Below are 18,965 nucleotides of genomic sequence, written 5' to 3'. Positions count from 1 at the left end.
ACTGGAACACAGGATGCGTAGCATCAGCGATACGATCGCGCGATTGAACGCCGCGAACATGCGCTCCGGCGCGATGGGCGGTGCCTCGGGCGGGCCGCTGGCGCCGCTGACCGACTTCGGATCCAACCCCGGCGCGCTGACCGGCTGGACCTATGTCCCTAAAGATTCCGGCGAGATGCCGCTGGTCGTGGTTCTGCACGGCTGTACGCAGAATGCGGCGGGTTATGATCGGGGATCGGGATGGTCGGCGCTTGCCGGGCGGTTCGGCTTTGCCGTGCTGCTGCCGGAACAGAGCCGATCGAACAATCCGAATGGCTGCTTCAACTGGTTCTCCGCCGAAGACACGACGCGCGATAAGGGCGAGGTTGCATCGATCCGTCAGATGATCGCGAAGATGGTCTCGGATCACGCGATCGATCCGGCGCGCATCCATATCACCGGCCTGTCCGCCGGCGGGGCGATGACGTCGGCGATGCTTGCCACCTATCCGGAAGTCTTCGCCGGCGGCGCGATCGTCGCCGGCCTGCCTCATGGATCGGCCACATCCGTCCCGCAAGCGTTCGACCGCATGCGGGGACACGGCCATGTCGGCGACGATGCGGGCGCCGCGGCCGTGCGTGCGGCTTCGGGCCATGCGGGTCCCTGGCCCGTGGTGAGCGTGTGGCAGGGCAGCGCGGATGCCACCGTCAATGCGGTGAATGCGGACCGGATCGTCGGCCAGTGGCGAACCTTGCAGGGTTTACCGGAATTGCCCGATGTCGAGGACCGGGTGGACGGGCAGCGTCATCGGGTATGGACCGACGCGAATGGCGCGGTGCGGCTGGAAGTCTACGACATTGCCGGAATGGGCCATGGCACGCCGATCGCCACGACGGGCGACACTGCGAGCGGCACGGCAATGCCGTATATGCTGGACGTCGGCATCTCCTCGACCTGGCATATCGCAAAGCGGTGGGGATTGCTGGACGGCGAAGAGCGGGCGGTCTCCAGCGTCACGAGCGATGCGGCAGGCGCGCCGCAATGGGCCACTCCGGATGCGGCCGCCGACCAGTTTTCGAACGTACAGGCAACGATCGAGAACGCTTTGCGATCGGCGGGTCTGATGCGGTGATGCCCGTCACCGCGATCAAAGTCGCGATTTCAAGGGCACGATCGCGATCAGTCTGAACACGCGATTTACACAAACTTACAATCGCGAAATAAACCCGTGACCAATATATCACGCTGTTCGAAATTTACAAAAATCAAGTTCCTGAGAGCTTTACGACGCCCCGTATTCCTCCCCAAGAGGGCGCCGGACATTCGGCGCGGCTCCTGTTGGGGGGAGATGGAGCGTCGGCGCTGACGGTCGTGCCCGGTCGCCTACAGGCGGTCGGGATCGTCAAGCCAAGGAAGTTCGACATGACAGACAATCGACGCAATCGTCGCCAGACCCTGCTGCGCGGGGTTGCCCTGCCGATCCTTATCTTCGCCGGATCGGGCCTTGCCCTGCCGGCGATGGCGCAGGACACGCCCGCCGGCACCGATGCGCAGGCCGCGCCGCCGGCCGTGCCGCCCGCCCGCACCACGATACAGTCGCCACCTGCCGCCACGCCGCAGACCGCCGCGCCCGGCCCGGACGCCGCGGCGCCCGCGGATGAAGGCGATATCGTCGTCACGGGCACGCTGTTCCGCCGTACCGACACCGAAACGCCGTCGCCACTGACTGTTCTGACCGCCGACAATCTGGCCCGCGCGGGTATCACGACCGCAGCGGATGCGGTGCGGTCGATCGCGTCTGACAGTTCGGGATCAATCCCGACGGCCTTCTCCAACGGCTTCGGCGCGGGGTCTTCCGCCGTGTCGCTGCGCGGCCTGACGGTGAATTCGACGCTGACGCTGGTGGACGGCGTGCGTACCGCCAATTATCCGCTCGCCGATGACGGACAGCGCAGTTTCGTCGATCTGAACACGATTCCGAACGCGACGATCGACCGGATCGAAGTGCTGAAGGACGGCGCGTCGTCCAGCTACGGCGCGGATGCGATCGCGGGCGTGGTGAATATCATCACGAAAAAGGAAATCACGGGCCTGCAGGGAACTGCGGAAGCCGGCGTCACGCAGCGCGGCGACGGCGGAACGCAACGTGCGACGCTGACCGCCGGCTTCGGCAAGCTGAAGGAAGAAGGCTATAACTTCTACGTCAGCGGCGAATATCAGCATGATGGCGCAATCTATTCGCGCGACCGCGGATTCCCGTACAACACCAACGACCTGTCGGGCATCGGCGGCGACAATAACAATGCCGGTTCGGTCGTTCCCGGCACGACCAGCAGCGCGATCGTCGCGCCCAGCCAGCAGACGATCGCCGGCAACCCGTTATCGGGTTCGGGCCTGACGTCGGGTCTGTGGCAAATCCTGAATCCGAACGGTTGCGCCGCCGGTCAGAATCAGGTGACCGGACCGGACGGTGTCGGCTGCGAACAGAATACCGCGGCCGATTACGGCCAGATTCAGCCGGAACAGACGCGATTCGGCGGCACGGCGCACGCCACCGTCAATGTAGGTGACGATTCGCAGGCTTATGCCTCCGTCTCCTATTTCCAGAACAAGGTCGTCGCGTCGGGCACGCCGAATTCGATCCGGTCGGCCAACCCGGTAAACACGCTCAGCATCGTCCTGCCGGCGTTGCTTTCCAACGGGCAGCAGAACCCGAACAACCCGTTCGCAGCATCAGGGCAGGCGGCGGCGATCCGCTATCTGTTCGGCGATCTGCCGTCGCGGTCCGAATATAAGAACCGCGTGCTGCGCGGGCAGGCGGGGATTGCGGGCAAGTTCGGTGACGGCTGGACCTATTCGGTCGATGCCACCGCCGCGAAGTCGTGGCTCGACATCAGGCAGGACGGGTACGTCAACCTGCCCGCGCTGATCACCGCGATCAACACGGGCAGCTACAATTTCGTCGATCCGAGCCAGAATTCGGCGGCGGTGCGCGCGGCCCTGTCGCCGACGATCTCGACGCGGGCGACCAGCGACCTCGACATGATCCAGGGCGTCGTGACGAAGAACCTGTTCCGACTGCCCGGGGGCGACCTGCAACTGGGCGTGGGCGGCTCGTTCCGCTACGAAGCGGTCAACGATCCGAACCAGAATGCTGCAGGCCAGACGATCGGCCTCAACCAGTTCACTGCGGTCGGCCATCGTTATGTCACGTCGGGCTATTTCGAGGTGAACGCGCCGGTGCTGACGTCGCTGGAGATCAACGCGTCGGGCCGATACGATCACTATTCGGACGGGTTCAACAACTTCTCGCCGAAGATTGGCGCGAAGTTCCAGCCGATCCGCGAGCTGGCGATCCGCGGCACCTTCTCGAAGGGCTTCCGTGCGCCGAGCTTCGCCGAACTGGGCGGTTCGGTGGTAGGCTTCACCAGCGGTCGCCCGCCATGCTCGCTCCAGGTGCAGCACGGCGCGACGAGCAATTCCGACGGGACGTGCTCCGGCGGCAGTTCCTACAACCAGCCCTACGGATTCGGTTTCCAGACGATCGGCGACGAGAATCTGAAGCCGGAAAAGTCGACCAGCTTCACTGGCGGCTTCGTTGCCCAGCCGACGCGCTGGCTGAGCTTCACGGCGGATTATTACAACATCCGCAAGACCGACGTGATCTCGTCCGCGCCGCTGTCGGGTGATGCCTTGTCGGCTTATTATGCTGGCACCGCGCTTCCGGCAGGCTATTCGGTCACGCTCGACGCGATCGATCCGGCCTTCCCGAATGCACCGCGCCGCGTCCTGTTCGTCAACGGGCCGTTCGCCAATGCGGCGGCGCTGCGCACGCAGGGCATCGACCTGTCGGCACAGGTGAACTTCAAGCCGACCGATGACCTCCGCATCACCAGCCGGGCGGAAGCGACGTACATCATCAGCTACAAGTTCAAGCCGAGTGCCGACAGCGCGTATCAGGAGTTCGCCGGTACGCAGGCACCGTATGTCACGTCGTCGGGCGCAGGCACGCCGCGGTGGCGCGGCAACTGGCAGAATACGGCGCAATACGGGCCATATTCGCTGACGGCGACGGCCTATTATACGAAGGGGTTCAAGGCGGTTGCCGAGGACCAGTTCGGCGGTACGGATTGCACGACGAGCAGCACGTATCAGGGCAGCGATCCGAACTTCAACTGCAAGGTCAATTCGTTCATCGATGTCGACCTTGTCGGCAGCGTGGATGTCAACGATCGGTTCCAGTTGTACTTCAACGTCATCAACCTGACGGATGCGAAGGCACCGCTGAACGCGGGCAATTATGCGGGTACGAATTACAACCCGACCTATCATCAGATCGGTGCCGTTGGCCGGACCATCAAGGTCGGTGCCAACTTCAAGTTCTGATACTCGCGTGAGAGGCGGCCGGTGCAGACCGGCCGCCTTTTTCGTCTCAGCGGCAGTTCGTCAGGGTACACATCGCCCCCAAGCAGGGGCATCCGCTGCCCGTCGGCAGGCACGAGACGGTCTCCCCATCGTCAACCGAATCAGCAAGCTTATTGCCGTCTCCGGGGCGGCGCGCCCGTTTTTACCCTCGGCAATGCGAACCCGCATCTTGTCACGGAAGATCGTGTTGCCGTCCTGCACTTGCGCAGGGAGGACAAAGGATCCTGGCAGCCAGCACGTCGGATCAGAATGCGCGCTCGCCGACGTAATTGCCCGCGCTGCTGTACCGGCAAACCAGAACATCCTCGCGCGCGCCGGTGGCTGTTGCGCAGCCGACCTGGTGCGTATCGCGCCACATCAACTGGGTATAATGGCCGACGTCCGCGACGTCGCCCGTAACGCTGTTGTCGGGGAAGGTCCCGCGCTTGAAATTCTGCTTCTCGCGGATCCACGCATCGACCCGCGCCTCCAGCGGAAAATAGCCCTTCGTCCCGGCCCAGAGGTTCTCGCCCTCCGGCTGGTGCGGCGTTTCCGGAGCATGCTCGAAGCGCCCCGTCGTCGCCAGGTGATCCGCCCAGCGTTGCGCGGATTGCGCCAGCGCCGGGTCCCACCGCAGTGGGCCGATCCCCAGCGTCGCCCGTTCGCGATTATGCGCGACGAGCAATCTTTCGCCGAAGAACGCGTCGAGATCGACCGCGCCCGTCATGAACGGTGTCGCCAACAACAACGCCAATGATGCCGCCGATGATTTCAGCCGGTGACCAGCCATCTGCTTACCTCCCGTGAACTACGGGTGGTTTCGCATCGTCATCTATCGACGAGGTTTCCGGCTTTAGTTAGCAATGCCTTAGGCAGATTTTTGCCGCTTCGGCCACTCTTGCCGGCAGGATCATGCCGTTGGGGCGGGGCGCCGCTCGGTGGCCTGTCGATCCGGTTCCAGCGGCAGGATCACGACCTGATCGCCGCGCTTGACCTGACCGAACAATAATTCGGCGAACCGGTGGGGAATGCCGATGCAGCCGTGAGTCGCCGATCCCCGGCGCACGTTGCTGGCGTGGATCGCCACGCCGTCGCCGGTCAGCCGCAGCATGAAAGGCATCGGCGCGTCGTAAAGCGAGGACTGGTGTGTCGCGGCCTTCGCTATCACCGGGAACGTGCCGGCCGGGGTCGGCTTGCCGTCGGTACCGAACAGGATGATCGCGGTTCCGATCTCGTGCCCGTCGCGGAACACGGATAACGTCTGTTTCGCCAGGTCGACGCGCACCCAGACGGGGCCGGGCGGCACGTTTATCTCGTTCCAGACATAGTCGCCGAACCGCAACGGCCGCTTCACGTCGAGCAAGCTGTGCACGGAGTGCTTTACGCCGTCCGGTGTTTCCAGCGTCGGATACCGGTCCGCAGGATATCGGATACGGCCATCTACATGCGATACGAACGCCGGCGCGGCGGGGGCTTCCGCCTTGCTGTAGGTCGTACCGATCGCAATGCCGACACCGGCGACACACAGCGCCGCGATCGGAATCGCATAGCGCAACATATCAGGCGCGGGAAGCGGCTGCCGCCTGCATCGCCGCCGTCCCAACGGCGCCACGTCGACGTGACCGCAACGCATGACCGATGGCGAAGAAGCCTGCGATCATCATCAGCCAGGTCGTCGGTTCCGGAACGGGCGGCACCGGCGGTGTCACTGGCGGAGGCGTCACGGGTGGTGGCTCGCCGGTTCCACCGCCGCCACCGGGAACGACCGGACCGATGCCGCCGGGCGTGAAGATCGGAACGCCGCCATCTCCGGTCGGCACGACCGGGGTGATCGTGTCGATACCGGGAACGGCATCACCCGCGGGGCCGACGAACACTGCGTCGGGCAGGCCGGTCGGGGCGAACGCATCGGGCTGGCGCGTGCGGACGTTAGACAGAACGCGCTCGCTCGGGAAAACCTCCGCCAATTTCACCGGGCGTTCAGTACCCTTGGCGCGCGACGGTTTGGTCTGGGTCAAAGCACCTGGAGCGCGGCCACCGGGCGACCGGGCGGCGAACACGGAAAGCGGATCGGCCAATGCGGCGGCGATCGCATTCCCACCCATCGGGCTGGACGAGAAGGCATAGGTGCCGCCCACGACAACGATCGCCGCAGGCCAGATGACCCAGGCGCTTCGAATAGCTTTGCGTGAACGCCTCTTTCTACGGACTGGTCTGTTCAACGAAATGTTCCCCATCGGCACAGAACCAACAATCCCCGAAATAGTTTCGCGCGACAGGCGAGCTTGAATGCCTGCGACTTCGAGCGAATGCCTAACCGGTCAGGTCGGACCCTTCCCGACATACGATACGGAAGGTAAAATAGTTTCAAATGCTCCGCGCCGGACGAAGAACCCCGCTACATCCGACAGTCGCGGCCCTATCACAGGTTGCCCTTGTCGTCTAATCCCCGCCCGACGTTTCCGGCGTATATGATGCCGATACGTCACGATATGTTAACGCCGCGCCGATCATCGACCGGACGTCTATCCGCGCCTTCAACCGGGCGGCCAGCAGGGCTGTTCCGCTGATCTTCCGCTGGACGAACAAAGTGTCGACGGGCGGCACATGCCACGTGTCCCGGTCCGCCGCCATGACCATGCCCTGTTCGCGCAGCACGCCGACGAACGCGCGATCGCCGAAGTCGAACGGGCCGGCGCGGTTCATCTCCGCCAGGACGATATCGATCATCCGATCGACCAGGACGCGGTGCTGTTCGACGGCCGCAAAACCCAGGAATCCGGCCGAAATCGCCGCATCACGGACCGCGTCGCGGTCGTTCGCCAACCCTGAGCCCAGCAAGGCGCGATACGCCTCCGCCGTCCCGTCGCTCACGGTGCGGGTCGCTCCGAAGTCGAGCAATACCAGCCGCCCGGTCGCCGGCTCGTATCGATAGTTCGCGAAGTTCGGGTCGGTCTGCATCAATCCGAAATCGAACAGTTCGCGCAGCACGAGCGCGATCAGCTTGCGCATCGCCGCGTCCCGCACGCCTTGCTCCGCCGTCTCGAGGGATTCGATCGGGACGGCATCGATGAAGCTCATCGCCAGCACGTTCGCGCTGGAAAATTCTGCGTCCAGAATAGGGACTCTGTAATCGGGGTCGTCCGCCAGCAACGTTCCGAATCGGGCAAGTTGCCGCCCCTCGCGGATATAATCCGCTTCTTCGTGCAACTGGCGCTTGGCCTCCACCAGCAGCGGCGCGATATCGATCGACTTGGGCAGCAGGCCGGACACGCGCAGCAACGTCGCGACGTTATCGACATCCGAATCGATGCTGTCTCGAACGCCGGGATACTGGACCTTGATCGCGAGATCCCGGCCGTCGTGGGTCCGGGCGCGATGGACCTGACCGATCGAGGCGGCGGCGAACGGCCCGGCCTCGAACCGGGCGAAGCGGCGTCGCCAGTCCTTGCCCCATTCGCGCGCCAGCACCTGCTGCAATTGGGCGGGCGGCATGTGATGCGCGCGATCGCGAAGCCGGCCGAGGATCTGCGTCAGTTCGGGCGGCAGGAAATCGCCGGCATCCATCGATATCATCTGGCCCAGCTTCATCGCCGCCCCGCGCAGGTGCGACAATTGGTCCGCGACGCGCCCGATATTGCCGGGGGTCAGCAACAGATCGCTCATCTTCGGCCGTTGCCCGTCGGCAATTCGCCGCGCACCCTCCGCGATCACGCCACCAGCGACACCGCCGGCGAGTTTCCCGAAGACGCCCATTCGCGACAGCCGCCCGCTTGGAACGGCCCGTCCGCGCGCATCGCGGGATGCCGGATCGAATTCATCGCTCATATCGGCACTCCGTTCACCAGAACCTGCTTCCGGGGATACCCTTGAACGGCCCGGCCACCGCGTCGGTGATCCAGCCGCCATAAAAACCGCCGGGCTGGGGCGTGACGGTGGCGCCGTTCACGCTGCACCGGTCGAACGCCGCGGCGTAGAAAGCGACGTGATCCTTCAGCGCGGCGAACGGACGGGTGGGGGTCGGATAACTCCACCCGACGCTGGCGAGAACGAGGCCGTCGACGACGACATCCCAATAGACGGCGGCGCCCTTCCATTCGCAGAACGACGTGCCTTCGCCGCGACGCAGGACACCCTCCCGGATATCGGCGCGGGGGATGTAATAGCTTGGTGGGTGGCTCGTCTCGAGCGTCCTGACGCTCGCGCGCGTATCCGCCAGCACGACGCCGCGATGTTCGATCATGATACGGGCGCCGGTCGGCTCCGCAATGGCGGGCCGGGGATAGGACCAGACGCTTTCCTGCCCGGGACGGACGGGGTCGGGTGTCGGAGTCATCATCGCTCCCACTTTCGCGCAAGACGCTGCATGCCGGGACGAACGCGCAGGAAGCGGGCATACACCTTGTCCAGAACCGCTAGTACGACCGGGTTCCGCGCGGCCAGACCGATCGGCCGCAACATCGGAATGGCGCGCCACATCGCCGCAAAGGCCGCAGCGCCGGACAGCAACCGCCCGTCCTCGCGCGCATGGAAGCGTGCCAGCATGGCGTCCCGGTCGATCGGACATGCGACCGGTTCGTCGCCGGATACGTCGACAAAGGTGATGTGCCCCGCCCGGTCGAGCCGGCGGAACAGCGCGATTTCGCGGCGGCACAGCGGGCATGCGCCATCGTGCCAGACGGTCAGTTCGGTCATGTGGGGCACGGTCGGGACATTCGGGAGGCATAACGCGGCAGGACGCAGATCGGGCATCCCGCTTTGCACCCGGCCTCACGATTTATCCGGTCCGGGCGATCCCGGACGGAACGATCCGCCCGTGCGAAGGCTTCAGCATCCTGAAAACAGGAGATAATCATGGACGACGATCGCGTTTGGGCTTTCGAGGAAAGCTTGTGGACCGGCGATGCCGAACATTATCGCGAACTGATCGACGAGGCCTGCACCATGGTGTTGCTCGTTCCGCCATTCGTGTTCAGCGGGCAGCACGCGGTCGAGGCCGTCGCCGCGACGCCGCGCTGGACGAAGGCGAGTTTCTCCGACCAGCGCATCGCTAGGCCGGAAGAAGGGCTTATCGTTGTCGCCTATCATATCGCCGTCGAACGCGACGAAGAGAAGTTCGCCGCTTATTGCACCTCGACCTATCGCCGCCGTGCGCATGACGACTGGCAGGTCGTGCAACACCAGCAGACGGTGCCGCTGACCGAAACCTGATCGGGACCGCCGCGGAGACCAGCGGTCAGGCCGCGATCAATGCGTCGATCTCCCGACCGACCATGTCGGTCAGGGCGGCGGTCACGACCGGGTCGATCACGCCATTCTGCGCCAGTCGACGATGAAAACTGCCGGCGGAGATCGTCAGGATCATCTCGGTCAGCAAAAGGCGCTGACGATCTTTTCTCGCGTCCGGAACGATTGCGGCAAGTGCGGTTGCGATCGTTCCGCGCAGTCTCTCGTGCAGGTCGGAAACGATCGTCGCGATACGATCGTTGCGCTGCGCCTCGGCCATGATGTCGGCGATCAGCCGCATGTCCTTGTCGTCCGGCGGGCAGGCGATGAAGTCGGCGACCCAGTCGCGCACCGCGTGGAGATCATGCGCGATGGTCGCCTCACGTAATTCGGATTCCGCGAGAAACAGTTCCAGGTCGCGCGACACGATCGCCGCGACGATGTCCTCCTTCTTGGCGAAATCGCGGTAGAGTTGTCCGACTAGCACGCCGGAGTGCTTCGCGATCTGCGCTATGCCGGTATTGTGGAACCCTTGTTCGGCAAACAGAGTTCTTGCCGTGGCAATCACCTTCTCGCGCCGGACTTCCGCGCGCCCGAGCTTGATGCATGATGCGTCCTGCCCGACTGCTCCCGGTGTTTTCGGATCGGTCGGAATGATAGACACGAGTGCTTGACCTCCAATTCTCTTCGCAGTAGCAGCAAAATGTAAGTGAGCGTTCACTCACATATCACATTTTCACGAGATGGCCATGACTTTGATCCGATTCGCGACGGCTGGCGCAGTCCTTATGGCCCTTTCGGCCTGTGGCGGAGAACCGAAACAGGCGCCCCCACCGACCCCGCAGGTAGGTGTGATCACCGTGCAACCACAATCGGTTACGCTGACCAGCGAACTGCCGGGACGGACCTCCGCCTTTGAGACTTCGGAGGTTCGCCCCCAGGTGAACGGCCTGATTACGGCGCGTCTGTTCGCCGAAGGCGACCAGGTCCGCGAGGGGCAGGCGCTCTACCGAATCGATCCGCAGCCTTATGTCGCGCAGGTCGCGAATGCTCGCGCGGCACTGGCGAGGGCACGGGCTGCGATTGCATCCAGCTCCGCGCTGGCCCGCCGGTATGGCGAGCTGGTCAAGATCAACGCAATCGCGCGTCAGGATTACGAAAACGCCATCACGACGTCGCAACAGGCGCAGGCAGATGTTGCGGCGCAGCAAGCCGCGTTGCGTACGGCGCAGATCGATCTGGCCCGTACGACCGTACGCGCGCCCATCTCGGGACGGATCGGAACGTCGGTCGTGACGACCGGTGGTCTGGTGACCGCGGGGCAGACCACGGCGCTGACGACGATCCAGCGGCTCGACCCGATCTATGTCGACGTGGCGCAGGCGAGTGCGGACCTGCTGAAACTGCGTCAGCAGATTTCGAGCGGGAAATTGTCGCGCGACGGCCAAGCGGCGCGTGTTCGCCTGAAGCTTGAGGATGGCAGCGTCTATCCGGAAGAGGGGATCCTGCAATTCACCAACGTCTCGGTTGATCCCACGACGGGCACGCAGACGATCCGGGCTAAATTCTCGAACCGCAACGGTCTGCTGCTGCCGGGCATGTATGTGAAGGCGGAACTGGTCGAAGGCACGCAGCAGCAGGCCCTGCTCGTGCCGCAACGCGCGGTGACGCGTAACGAGAAGGGCCAGCCTACGGCACTGGTCGTCGGTGCGGGTGACAAGATCGAGCTGCGCCTGTTGCAAGCGCCGCGCACGATCGGTGACAACTGGCTGGTGACTTCCGGTCTGAAGGCTGGTGACCGCGTGATCATGGAGGGGGCTTCGATGCTCCAGCCTGGCGCGGTCGTGAAACCGGCGCCGTGGAATCCGAATGCAAAGCCTGCGGGCGGTGCGCCGGGGCAGTCCGCGGGCCAATCCTCCGGTCAGGCGAAATAAGCCCATGTCACGCTATTTCATCGACCGTCCCATTTTCGCATGGGTCATCGCCATCGTGCTCATGCTGGCGGGTGGTATCGCCATCCGCGGCCTGGCGATTGCCCAGTTCCCGGAAATCGCGCCGCCAGCGGTGACGATCAGCGCGACCTATCCGGGCGCGGATGCGACCACGCTGGAGAATACGACGACGCAGATCATCGAGCAGCAGATGAAGGGTATCGACAACCTTCGCTACTTCTCGTCCTCCTCCTCCTCCGCGGGCACCGTCACGATTACGCTGACGTTCGAACAGGGCACTGATCCGGACATCGCGCAGGTGCAGGTGCAGAACAAGCTGCAGGCGGCGACGCCACTCCTGCCGCAGGAAGTGCAGCAGCAGGGTATCCGCGTCGCGAAATCCAGCGCCAGTTTCCTGTTGATCGTCGCTTTGTATTCATCGGACGGCAGCCATAGCGCGAACGATCTGTCCGACTATGTCGCCGCGCGTTTGCAGGATCCGCTCAGTCGCGTAGCCGGCGTCGGCGACACGCAGGTGTTTGGCGCGCAATATGCGATGCGCATCTGGGTCGATCCGCTGAAGCTCAATGCCTATCAGCTGACAATCGCGGACGTCACCGCTGCGGTCTCCGCGCAGAACGCCCAGGTTTCCGCCGGTCAGATCGGTGCGCAGCCCGCCCCGAAGGAGCAGATGCTCAACGCGACCGTCTCGGTCCAGTCGCGGCTTCAGACGCCCGAGCAGTTCGGCAATATCAGCCTGAAAACGACTGAGGGCGGCGCGGTCGTTCGCCTGTCCGACGTCGCGCGCGTCGAACTGGGTGCGGAGCAATATGGCTTCGACCCACGCTATAACGGCCAACCGGCGTCCGGTTTCGGTGTGAAACTGGCGCCGGGTGCCAATGCTCTGGCTACGGTCGATGCCGTCAAGGCGGAAGTCGAGCGGATCGCCAAGACGTTCCCGCAGGACGTCAAGGTCGTCTATCCGTACGATTCCACGCCGTTCGTCCGCCTGTCGGTCAAGCAGGTGATCGAGACGCTGATTGAGGCGGTCGTTCTCGTGTTCCTCGTCATGTTTCTGTTCCTGCAGAATTGGCGCGCGACGATCATCCCGACGATCGCGGTGCCGGTCGTGCTGCTCGGCACGTTCGCGGTGATGGCGCTGGCCGGTTTCTCGATCAACACGCTGACCTTGTTCGGAATGGTGCTGGCGATCGGCCTGTTGGTCGATGACGCGATCGTCGTGGTGGAAAACGTGGAGCGCCTGATTCAGGACGAACATCTTTCGCCCAAGGAAGCGGCGCGAAAATCGATGGACGAGATCAGCGGCGCGCTGGTCGGCATCGGCCTCGTCCTGTCCGCGGTGTTCCTGCCGATGGCGTTCTTCGGCGGATCGACCGGCGTCATCTATCGCCAGTTCTCGATCACGATCGTCTCGGCGATGGTGCTGTCGGTGATGGTCGCGTTGATCCTGACGCCGGCCTTATGCGCCGCGATCCTGAAGCCGCACGATCCGGACAAGGCGGAAGGCAAGGGGCCGCTCGCGCGCTTCTTCCGCTGGTTCAACGACAAGTTCGAACGTGGCCAGGTGAAGTACGAGAAGGGCGTGAAGAGCACGGCGCGGCATTGGGGTCGCTCGCTGATCATCTATGCCGTCATCGTGCTTGGCATGTGCCTGTTGTTCTTCCGCTTGCCGGGAGGCTTCTTGCCGGACGAAGATCAGGGGACGCTGATCGCGCTCGTCCAGGGTCCGTCGGGGGCGACGACCGCCCGCACCGACAAGGGGCTGGACCTCGTCCGCAGTCATTTCCTGAATAATGAAAAGGCGAACGTGGATGCCGTGTTCACGATCAACGGATTCAGTTTCGCAGGACAGGGGCAGAATGCCGGCCTGGCCTTCATCAAGCTGAAGTCCTGGGAGGATCGACCAGGTGCCGACAACCGCGCTCCCGCGATCGTCGGCCGCGCGATGGGGGCGTTCTCGCAATATAAGGACGGCACGATCTTCGCCCTGGCCCCGCCGGCCGTGCAGGAGCTGGGCAACGCCACCGGCTTCGACGCGCAGTTGGTCGATACCGGCGGGATCGGGCACGACAAGCTGCTCGCCGCGCGGAACATGATGCTCAGCATGGCGGCACAGGACAAAAGGCTGGCCCAGGTCCGTCCTGTCAGTCTTGACGATGCGCCGCAGTTGAAGGTGGAAATCGACCAGGACAAGGCGCGCGCGCTGGGTCTCGACCTGTCGGCGATCAATTCTACGATCGCGACGGCGTGGGGTGGATCGTACGTCAACGACTTTATCGATCGCGGCCGCGTGAAGCGCGTCTATATCCAGGCGGATGCGCCGTTCCGGCTCGCGCCGGAGGATATTGGCGACTTCTACGTTCGCGGTGCGGCCGGTCAGATGTCGCCTTATCCTGCCTTTTCCACGCTGAGTTGGGCGCAGGCGCCGGTGCAGCTGACCCGCTATAACGGACAGTCCGCAATGCAGATCCAGGGTTCGCCGGGTCAGGGCCTCAGCAGCGGTGACGCGATGAATGCGATGGAGGAAATCCATGCCAAGCTGCCGCCGGGCACCACGCTGGAATGGACCGGCCTTTCCTATGAGGAGCGGCTGTCGGGTGGTCAGGCGCCAGCCTTGTACGGCCTGTCGATGATCATCGTGTTCCTCTGCCTCGCCGCGCTGTACGAAAGCTGGACGGTGCCGATCTCGGTGCTGCTCGTCGTGCCGCTCGGCATTCTGGGTGCGGTGCTCGCCGCCGTGCTGACGGGGCTGAACAACGACATCTACCTGCAGGTCGGCCTGATCACCACGATCGGCGTGTCGGCGAAGAACGCGATCCTGATCGTGGAGTTTGCCGAAGAACGGATCGCGGAGGGCATGGCGCCGTTCGAAGCCGCGGTCGCCGCCGCCAGACTACGTCTGCGCCCGATCCTGATGACCAGTCTCGCGTTCATCTTCGGCGTGCTGCCGCTGGCGATCTCTACCGGAGCGGGTGCAGGCGGCCAGAACGCGATCGGCCGCGCGGTCGTCGGCGGCATGTTGTCAGCGACGATCCTCGCTATCTTCTTCGTGCCCATGTTCTTCGTCGTCGTCCTGCGCCTGTTCGGCCAGGGCGGCCCCAAAGCCGCGGAACGGCACGATCATTCGGACGGCGAACCCGCCGTCCAGGGAGCATGACCCCGTGAACCGCTTTGCCATCACTGCCGTACTTGCGCTATCGACCGCCTTGTCGGGCTGTAATCTCGCGCCGAACTATACGCGGCCGGGGGCGGTCGTTCCCCCGTCCTTCCCGCAGGGTGGTCCGTATCCCCGCGCCAAGACCGATGCCCCGGACGTGACGAAGATCGGCTGGAGAGCGTTCTTCACCGATCCGCGCCTTCAGGCGGTGATCGATGCAGGTCTCGCCAACAATCGCGACCTGCGCATCGCCGCTGGCAACGTTTTGCAGGCGCGCGCGCAATATCGCGTACAGCGGGCGGACCTGTTGCCAACGGTGAATGCGACCGGTGGCGCGACCTTCACCAACAATGCGCTCGGCGCGGGTGGCGGGGCCGGGGCGGTTGGGGCTGGCGCCGGCGCTGGGGCCGGAACCGGGGCGACCGGTGGTGGATCGACCGATTTTCAGATCTATCAGGGACAGATCGGCATATCGGCATTCGAACTCGATCTGTTCGGCCGGATACGGAACCTTAGCCGCGCCGCGCAGGAGCAGTATTTCGCGAGCGAGGAGGCGCAGCGTGCTGCGCGCATCAGCCTGATCGCGGAAATCGCCACCGCTTGGCTGACGATGGCGTCCGACCAGGAACAGCTCAGGCTCTCGCGCGAGACGTTGAAGGCGTTCGCCGAAACGTCCCGCCTCACGCGCGCGCAGTTCGAGATCGGCGTCGCGTCTGAGCTCGAGGCGCGGCAGGCGGATACCAATTACCAGGGCACCCGCAACGACATCGCCGCGCTGACCGCGAAGATCGCGCAGGACAAGAATGCGCTCGACCTGCTGGTCGGTGCGCCGGTCGCTACCGAGCAATTGCCGAACGGCCTGGCTGCCAATCGCCTGACGCGGGAGGCTCTGCCGGGGAATCTGGATTCGTCGATCCTGCTGAGCCGGCCGGACGTGCTGCAGGCCGAACATCAGTTGATCGCGCAGAATGCCAATATCGGCGCGGCGCGCGCTGCGTTCTTCCCGCAGATATCGTTGACCGCGGCGCTCGGCACGATCTCGACCGCTTTGTCCGGGCTGTTTTCCGGGGGCAGCTATACCTACAGCGTCGGCCCGACGATCGGTCTGCCGCTGTTCGACGCCGGACGCAACAAGGGTAATCTAGACTATGCCCGTGCGTCGCAGGTCGTTGCCCAGGCGACCTATGAGCGGGCAGTACAGACGGCGTTTCGCGAGGTCGCCGATGCGCTGGCGCAGCGCGGGACAATCGAGGAACAGGTGTCCGCACAGTCGGCGCGGGTCAACTCCGCCGAGGTGGCGGGGCGGCTATCGGATGCGCGGTACCGGGCGGGCGTGGACTCGTTCCTGGTCGCATTGGACGCGCAACGCACGGCCTATGCCGCCCGGCTGCAACTGGTGACGACGCGGTTGACGCAGGAAAGCAACATGGTCGAATTGTACCGCGCGCTGGGCGGCGGGCTGGCCGAGCCTACGCCCCGGTAAGAGCGGGGCGATACGGCCTGGGGGCTTTCAATCTGCGGAAATCGGCGTAGCATCCTCGAAAGATAAGAGGAGAAGATGCCGTGGATATCAACGAATCCGTCCTTCGTCCCGCTCAGCAAGGCGCCACGATGGAGCCCCGCGCTACGGATGAGAGCCTTATCATCCTGCAAAGCCTGCTGTGCCTGATGCGGGAGAAAAACCTGCTAAGTCGCGCCGATATCGAGGATCTGTGCGACCGCGTCGCGATGCGCGCGGCGCAGGCCGAACGCGATCCGCTACCCTGTTGCTCGGAAGCCAGCGGTGCCGCTGCGCGCGAGATGGCGCGAATCGGCGGCTATATCGGCAAGCACTACGGCGGCAAGCACCGGCGCTAATTGCCGCTCGTTTCACGAGTTGAAGGACCGCCGACCCGAGGGGCCGGCGGCTTCGGATCGCCGCTTGGCGATCCCTTATGCGCTAGACCCTTACCAGCTCACGCCCACACGGGCGTAGAGATAGCGTCCGTTGAACCCGAACGGCGAATAGTATGGGAAGCCGACGAGACCCGTGCTGTTGAGCACGGTGCCCCGTGACGAGGTGAGGGCGACGGCGTCGGGATAGGTGTCGAACAGGTTGTTGGCGCCGATCGCGACGTTCAAGTTGCGGACGACCTGATAGCGCCTCGCGATCGAAGATCGTATGCTTGCCGGCGTGGATGTCATCTTGCGCGAAGCCGTTGCTGCTCGGCTGGGTCACGTCGCCATAATAGGAGGCGCGCGCGGTGACGCCAAGATCCTGCAGCGACCAGTCGATCGTGCCGACCACCTTCGTCCGCGGCGTGCCCTGTTCGAACGAGATTATGCGCTGGCGGCTGAAGATCGGCAGCGTTGCGGTCCCACCTGACCCCGTGATCGTCGCCGTGCCCGGGGCGCGCGTTATCTTGATATCGTTGAAGTTGGCGGCCGCAGTGAGATCGAACGTCCCGATGGCATCGGTCCGGGTGCGGTAATGCGCGACCACGTCTATGCCCTTCGTCGTGGATCGGATGCCGTTCAGGAAATACCGGCCAGCCGTCACGCTGGTAATGCCCTCGTCGCGCAATCGTCCGATCACGGCGGCGCCGCTGAGGTTTTCGGACAAGGCGATCTGGTCGCGCACCTTGATCTGATAGGCGTCGACCGACAGATCGAACCCGCCGAACCGGATCACGGTACCGACCGACAGGTTGCGTGCCTTTTCGGCCTTGAGCGGAACCCCGCCCAGCGCGCGGCCGACGGGGCTTGTCGACGGGAAAAGACCGGTTTCGACGATATTGCCGTCGGTCAGCACCGACGCGGTGGAGGTGAAATATTGCTGCTGGAGCGACGGCGCGCGGAAGCCGGTCGAAGCGGTGCCTCGGATCGCGAACCAAGGTGCGAATTCGTAGCGGGCGGACAGCTTGCCCGTCGCGGTTTCGCCGAAGTCGGAATAGCTCTCGGCGCGTCCGGCGATGCCCAGCGTCAGCGCTTCGGTCGGCTTGGCTTCGATGTCGAGATAGCCGGACACGTTATCGCGGTGCGCGTTGACGACGTTCGAGGGCTGGAAGCCCGGAAAGCCCTGTGCGCCCGAACCAAGGGTGGAAGCAGCGCCCGGTGCCCGGTTGTAGGACGCCGGTTCACCCGCGCCGATCTTGAAGCCCTCGCGGCGATATTCTTCGCCGAACGCGATGTTGATCGTACCGTGGCCGAGCGGCAGTTCCTTCGACACGTCGATGCCGCCGACGATCTGGTCGTAGGTCAGCGTGCCGCTGTAGAAATCGCGCTGCGATGCCGCGCCGTACGTGGCGTTGCCGGAATTGCGCGTGTTGAAGGTAAGCTTGTTGCGGCCATACGACACGTTCAGATCGACGTTCCAGCCGGACAATTCGCCGCGTGCGCCACCCGTTGCGGTCAGATCGACCGACTTCACGGCGATCAAAGGGGTGAAGCCGTCCGGATACAGGCTGGCGAGCGCATCGGCGCTGACGTTCGCATTGCCCCCAGTTCCGCCGACGATGCGCGGGGTCGCGGCGCTGACACTGTCGCGGTGCTGGTATCCGCCGAAGCCGTACAGCGTCCAGCCGCTGTCGCCGAGCGGCTTACCGGCGTTGATATAGCCGGTATATTGTTCGACCTCGGGGTCGCCGAAGCGCGACCGGACGCGGATCGGCGTCTTGCGTGGATCGAAGTCGCCGCGGCTGGTCGGGTTGCGGTTCAGATACTCGCCCGAAATCGCCAGGAACCCGTCCGATCCCAGCCCGATGCCCTGCCATGCCGATACGGTCGCGGTCTCGCCATCGCGTTCCTTGCGCGATCCGCGCGCGGTATCGACGTCGGTGATGTACTTGCCGTAGCTGACCGTCGCGCCGCCGCCGCTACGCGCCTCGCGAAGGCGAAGGTTGACGACGCCGGCGATCGCATCGGACCCGTATTGCGCCGCCGCCGTCGCGCAGCACCTCGATCCGGTCCAGCGCCACGGACGGGATCGTATTAAGATCGACCGCCGCCGAACCGCGGCCGACCGAACCGTTGGTGTTAAGCAATGCCGAGGTGTGCGCGCGGACGCCGTTGATCAGCACCAAAGTCTGATCGGGCGACAGGCCGCGCTGCGTGGCCGGGCGGATCGAACTCTGAGTGCCTAATCGTCTTTTATTCGCAACATTGATGCGAAGAAAATTTATCGTCCGGAACAGAAAATCGCCGAGCGGACGCCAAACGCTCCGGCAGGCAGGTTTGAAGGTCGGTCTGTATATGGCAGGGTTTGCCAA

At 64.3% G+C, this 18,965-nt stretch carries 14 protein-coding genes and 1 pseudogene; 7 read left to right on the top strand and 8 right to left on the bottom strand.

All coding sequences use genetic code 11. From position 1 onward, the window contains the following. Positions 1 to 13 precede the first annotated feature (13 nt). Positions 14 to 1,111 carry an extracellular catalytic domain type 1 short-chain-length polyhydroxyalkanoate depolymerase gene (locus H5J25_RS15175; protein ID WP_202092434.1) on the top strand — a complete coding sequence of 366 codons (1,098 nt, stop codon included), beginning with the start codon at positions 14 to 16 and terminating at the stop codon, positions 1,109 to 1,111. A gap of 290 nt (positions 1,112 to 1,401) precedes the next feature. After that, positions 1,402 to 4,365 carry a TonB-dependent receptor plug domain-containing protein gene (locus tag H5J25_RS15170; RefSeq protein WP_202092431.1) on the top strand — a complete coding sequence of 988 codons (2,964 nt, stop codon included), beginning with the start codon at positions 1,402 to 1,404 and terminating at the stop codon, positions 4,363 to 4,365. A 283-nt stretch (positions 4,366 to 4,648) separates the two neighbouring features. Here H5J25_RS15170 and H5J25_RS15165 read toward each other — a convergent pair whose 3' ends face one another. The 6 genes from H5J25_RS15165 to H5J25_RS15140 form a co-directional block, all read right to left on the bottom strand. Then, positions 4,649 to 5,173 (bottom strand): CAP domain-containing protein, encoded by a 525-nt coding sequence (locus H5J25_RS15165; protein ID WP_202092429.1) that lies wholly within the window; start codon positions 5,171 to 5,173, stop codon positions 4,649 to 4,651. A gap of 120 nt (positions 5,174 to 5,293) precedes the next feature. Beyond that, positions 5,294 to 5,941, bottom strand: a complete 648-nt coding sequence (locus tag H5J25_RS15160; protein WP_202092427.1) for a L,D-transpeptidase family protein — start codon at positions 5,939 to 5,941, stop codon at positions 5,294 to 5,296. 1 nt (position 5,942) lies between these two features. Next, complete coding sequence (locus tag H5J25_RS15155; RefSeq protein ID WP_202092425.1) at positions 5,943 to 6,521, bottom strand: PEPxxWA-CTERM sorting domain-containing protein; 579 nt, start codon at positions 6,519 to 6,521, stop codon at positions 5,943 to 5,945. Between the two features lie 304 nt (positions 6,522 to 6,825). Continuing rightward, entirely contained in the window at positions 6,826 to 8,211 is a 1,386-nt protein-coding gene (locus H5J25_RS15150; protein WP_202092423.1) for an ABC1 kinase family protein, read from the bottom strand. Between the two features lie 13 nt (positions 8,212 to 8,224). Continuing rightward, the gene (locus H5J25_RS15145) at positions 8,225 to 8,719 is read right to left on the bottom strand and encodes a DUF427 domain-containing protein (protein ID WP_202092415.1); all 495 of its coding nucleotides are present in this window, start codon (positions 8,717 to 8,719) and stop codon (positions 8,225 to 8,227) included. Continuing rightward, positions 8,719 to 9,078 (bottom strand): thiol-disulfide oxidoreductase DCC family protein, encoded by a 360-nt coding sequence (locus H5J25_RS15140; protein ID WP_202092413.1) that lies wholly within the window; start codon positions 9,076 to 9,078, stop codon positions 8,719 to 8,721. The genes H5J25_RS15145 and H5J25_RS15140 overlap by 1 nt, the downstream gene beginning before the upstream one ends. Positions 9,079 to 9,237: 159 nt before the next feature. Between H5J25_RS15140 and H5J25_RS15135 the strand changes: the two genes are divergently transcribed. Next, positions 9,238 to 9,594: a nuclear transport factor 2 family protein gene (locus tag H5J25_RS15135; RefSeq protein ID WP_202092411.1), complete on the top strand. Its 357-nt coding sequence runs from the start codon at positions 9,238 to 9,240 to the stop codon at positions 9,592 to 9,594. A 25-nt stretch (positions 9,595 to 9,619) separates the two neighbouring features. Here H5J25_RS15135 and H5J25_RS15130 read toward each other — a convergent pair whose 3' ends face one another. Continuing rightward, entirely contained in the window at positions 9,620 to 10,273 is a 654-nt protein-coding gene (locus tag H5J25_RS15130; protein WP_202092409.1) for a TetR/AcrR family transcriptional regulator, read from the bottom strand. 85 nt (positions 10,274 to 10,358) lie between these two features. Between H5J25_RS15130 and H5J25_RS15125 the strand changes: the two genes are divergently transcribed. The 4 genes from H5J25_RS15125 (at position 10,359) to H5J25_RS15110 (ending at position 16,575) form a co-directional block, all read left to right on the top strand. Beyond that, positions 10,359 to 11,543, top strand: a complete 1,185-nt coding sequence (locus tag H5J25_RS15125; RefSeq protein ID WP_202092407.1) for an efflux RND transporter periplasmic adaptor subunit — start codon at positions 10,359 to 10,361, stop codon at positions 11,541 to 11,543. A 4-nt stretch (positions 11,544 to 11,547) separates the two neighbouring features. Further along, on the top strand, positions 11,548 to 14,718 hold the full coding sequence (locus H5J25_RS15120; protein WP_202092405.1) for an efflux RND transporter permease subunit: 3,171 nt from the start codon (positions 11,548 to 11,550) through the stop codon (positions 14,716 to 14,718). A gap of 4 nt (positions 14,719 to 14,722) precedes the next feature. Beyond that, positions 14,723 to 16,201, top strand: coding sequence for an efflux transporter outer membrane subunit (locus H5J25_RS15115; protein ID WP_202092402.1), 1,479 nt, complete (start codon positions 14,723 to 14,725; stop codon positions 16,199 to 16,201). An 80-nt stretch (positions 16,202 to 16,281) separates the two neighbouring features. Beyond that, complete coding sequence (locus H5J25_RS15110) at positions 16,282 to 16,575, top strand: hypothetical protein (RefSeq protein WP_404829540.1); 294 nt, start codon at positions 16,282 to 16,284, stop codon at positions 16,573 to 16,575. A 90-nt stretch (positions 16,576 to 16,665) separates the two neighbouring features. Here the strand turns inward: H5J25_RS15110 and H5J25_RS15105 are convergent. Further along, a pseudogene (locus H5J25_RS15105) lies at positions 16,666 to 18,824 on the bottom strand (TonB-dependent receptor); the annotation flags it as partial. Between the last annotated feature and the right edge of the window lie 141 nt (positions 18,825 to 18,965).

The sequence above is a fragment of the Sphingomonas aliaeris genome (genome assembly GCF_016743815.1).
Taxonomy (GTDB): domain Bacteria; phylum Pseudomonadota; class Alphaproteobacteria; order Sphingomonadales; family Sphingomonadaceae; genus Sphingomonas; species Sphingomonas aliaeris.
Note: the sequence above shows the minus strand (reverse complement) of the source record. Positions and strands in the feature narration are given on the sequence as shown.

Excerpts from the sequence above, each read along its gene's own strand:
- H5J25_RS15145 (WP_202092415.1), bottom strand. The coding sequence starts at position 8,719 with ATGACTCCGACACCCGACCCCGTCCGTCCCGGGCAGGAAAGCGTCTGG.
- H5J25_RS15120 (WP_202092405.1), top strand. The coding sequence starts at position 11,548 with ATGTCACGCTATTTCATCGACCGTCCCATTTTCGCATGGGTCATCGCC.
- H5J25_RS15165 (WP_202092429.1), bottom strand. The coding sequence starts at position 5,173 with ATGGCTGGTCACCGGCTGAAATCATCGGCGGCATCATTGGCGTTGTTG.
- H5J25_RS15135 (WP_202092411.1), top strand. The coding sequence starts at position 9,238 with ATGGACGACGATCGCGTTTGGGCTTTCGAGGAAAGCTTGTGGACCGGC.
- H5J25_RS15140 (WP_202092413.1), bottom strand. The coding sequence starts at position 9,078 with ATGACCGAACTGACCGTCTGGCACGATGGCGCATGCCCGCTGTGCCGC.
- H5J25_RS15160 (WP_202092427.1), bottom strand. The coding sequence starts at position 5,941 with ATGTTGCGCTATGCGATTCCGATCGCGGCGCTGTGTGTCGCCGGTGTC.
- H5J25_RS15150 (WP_202092423.1), bottom strand. The coding sequence starts at position 8,211 with ATGAGCGATGAATTCGATCCGGCATCCCGCGATGCGCGCGGACGGGCC.
- H5J25_RS15175 (WP_202092434.1), top strand. The coding sequence starts at position 14 with ATGCGTAGCATCAGCGATACGATCGCGCGATTGAACGCCGCGAACATG.
- H5J25_RS15170 (WP_202092431.1), top strand. The coding sequence starts at position 1,402 with ATGACAGACAATCGACGCAATCGTCGCCAGACCCTGCTGCGCGGGGTT.
- H5J25_RS15125 (WP_202092407.1), top strand. The coding sequence starts at position 10,359 with ATGACTTTGATCCGATTCGCGACGGCTGGCGCAGTCCTTATGGCCCTT.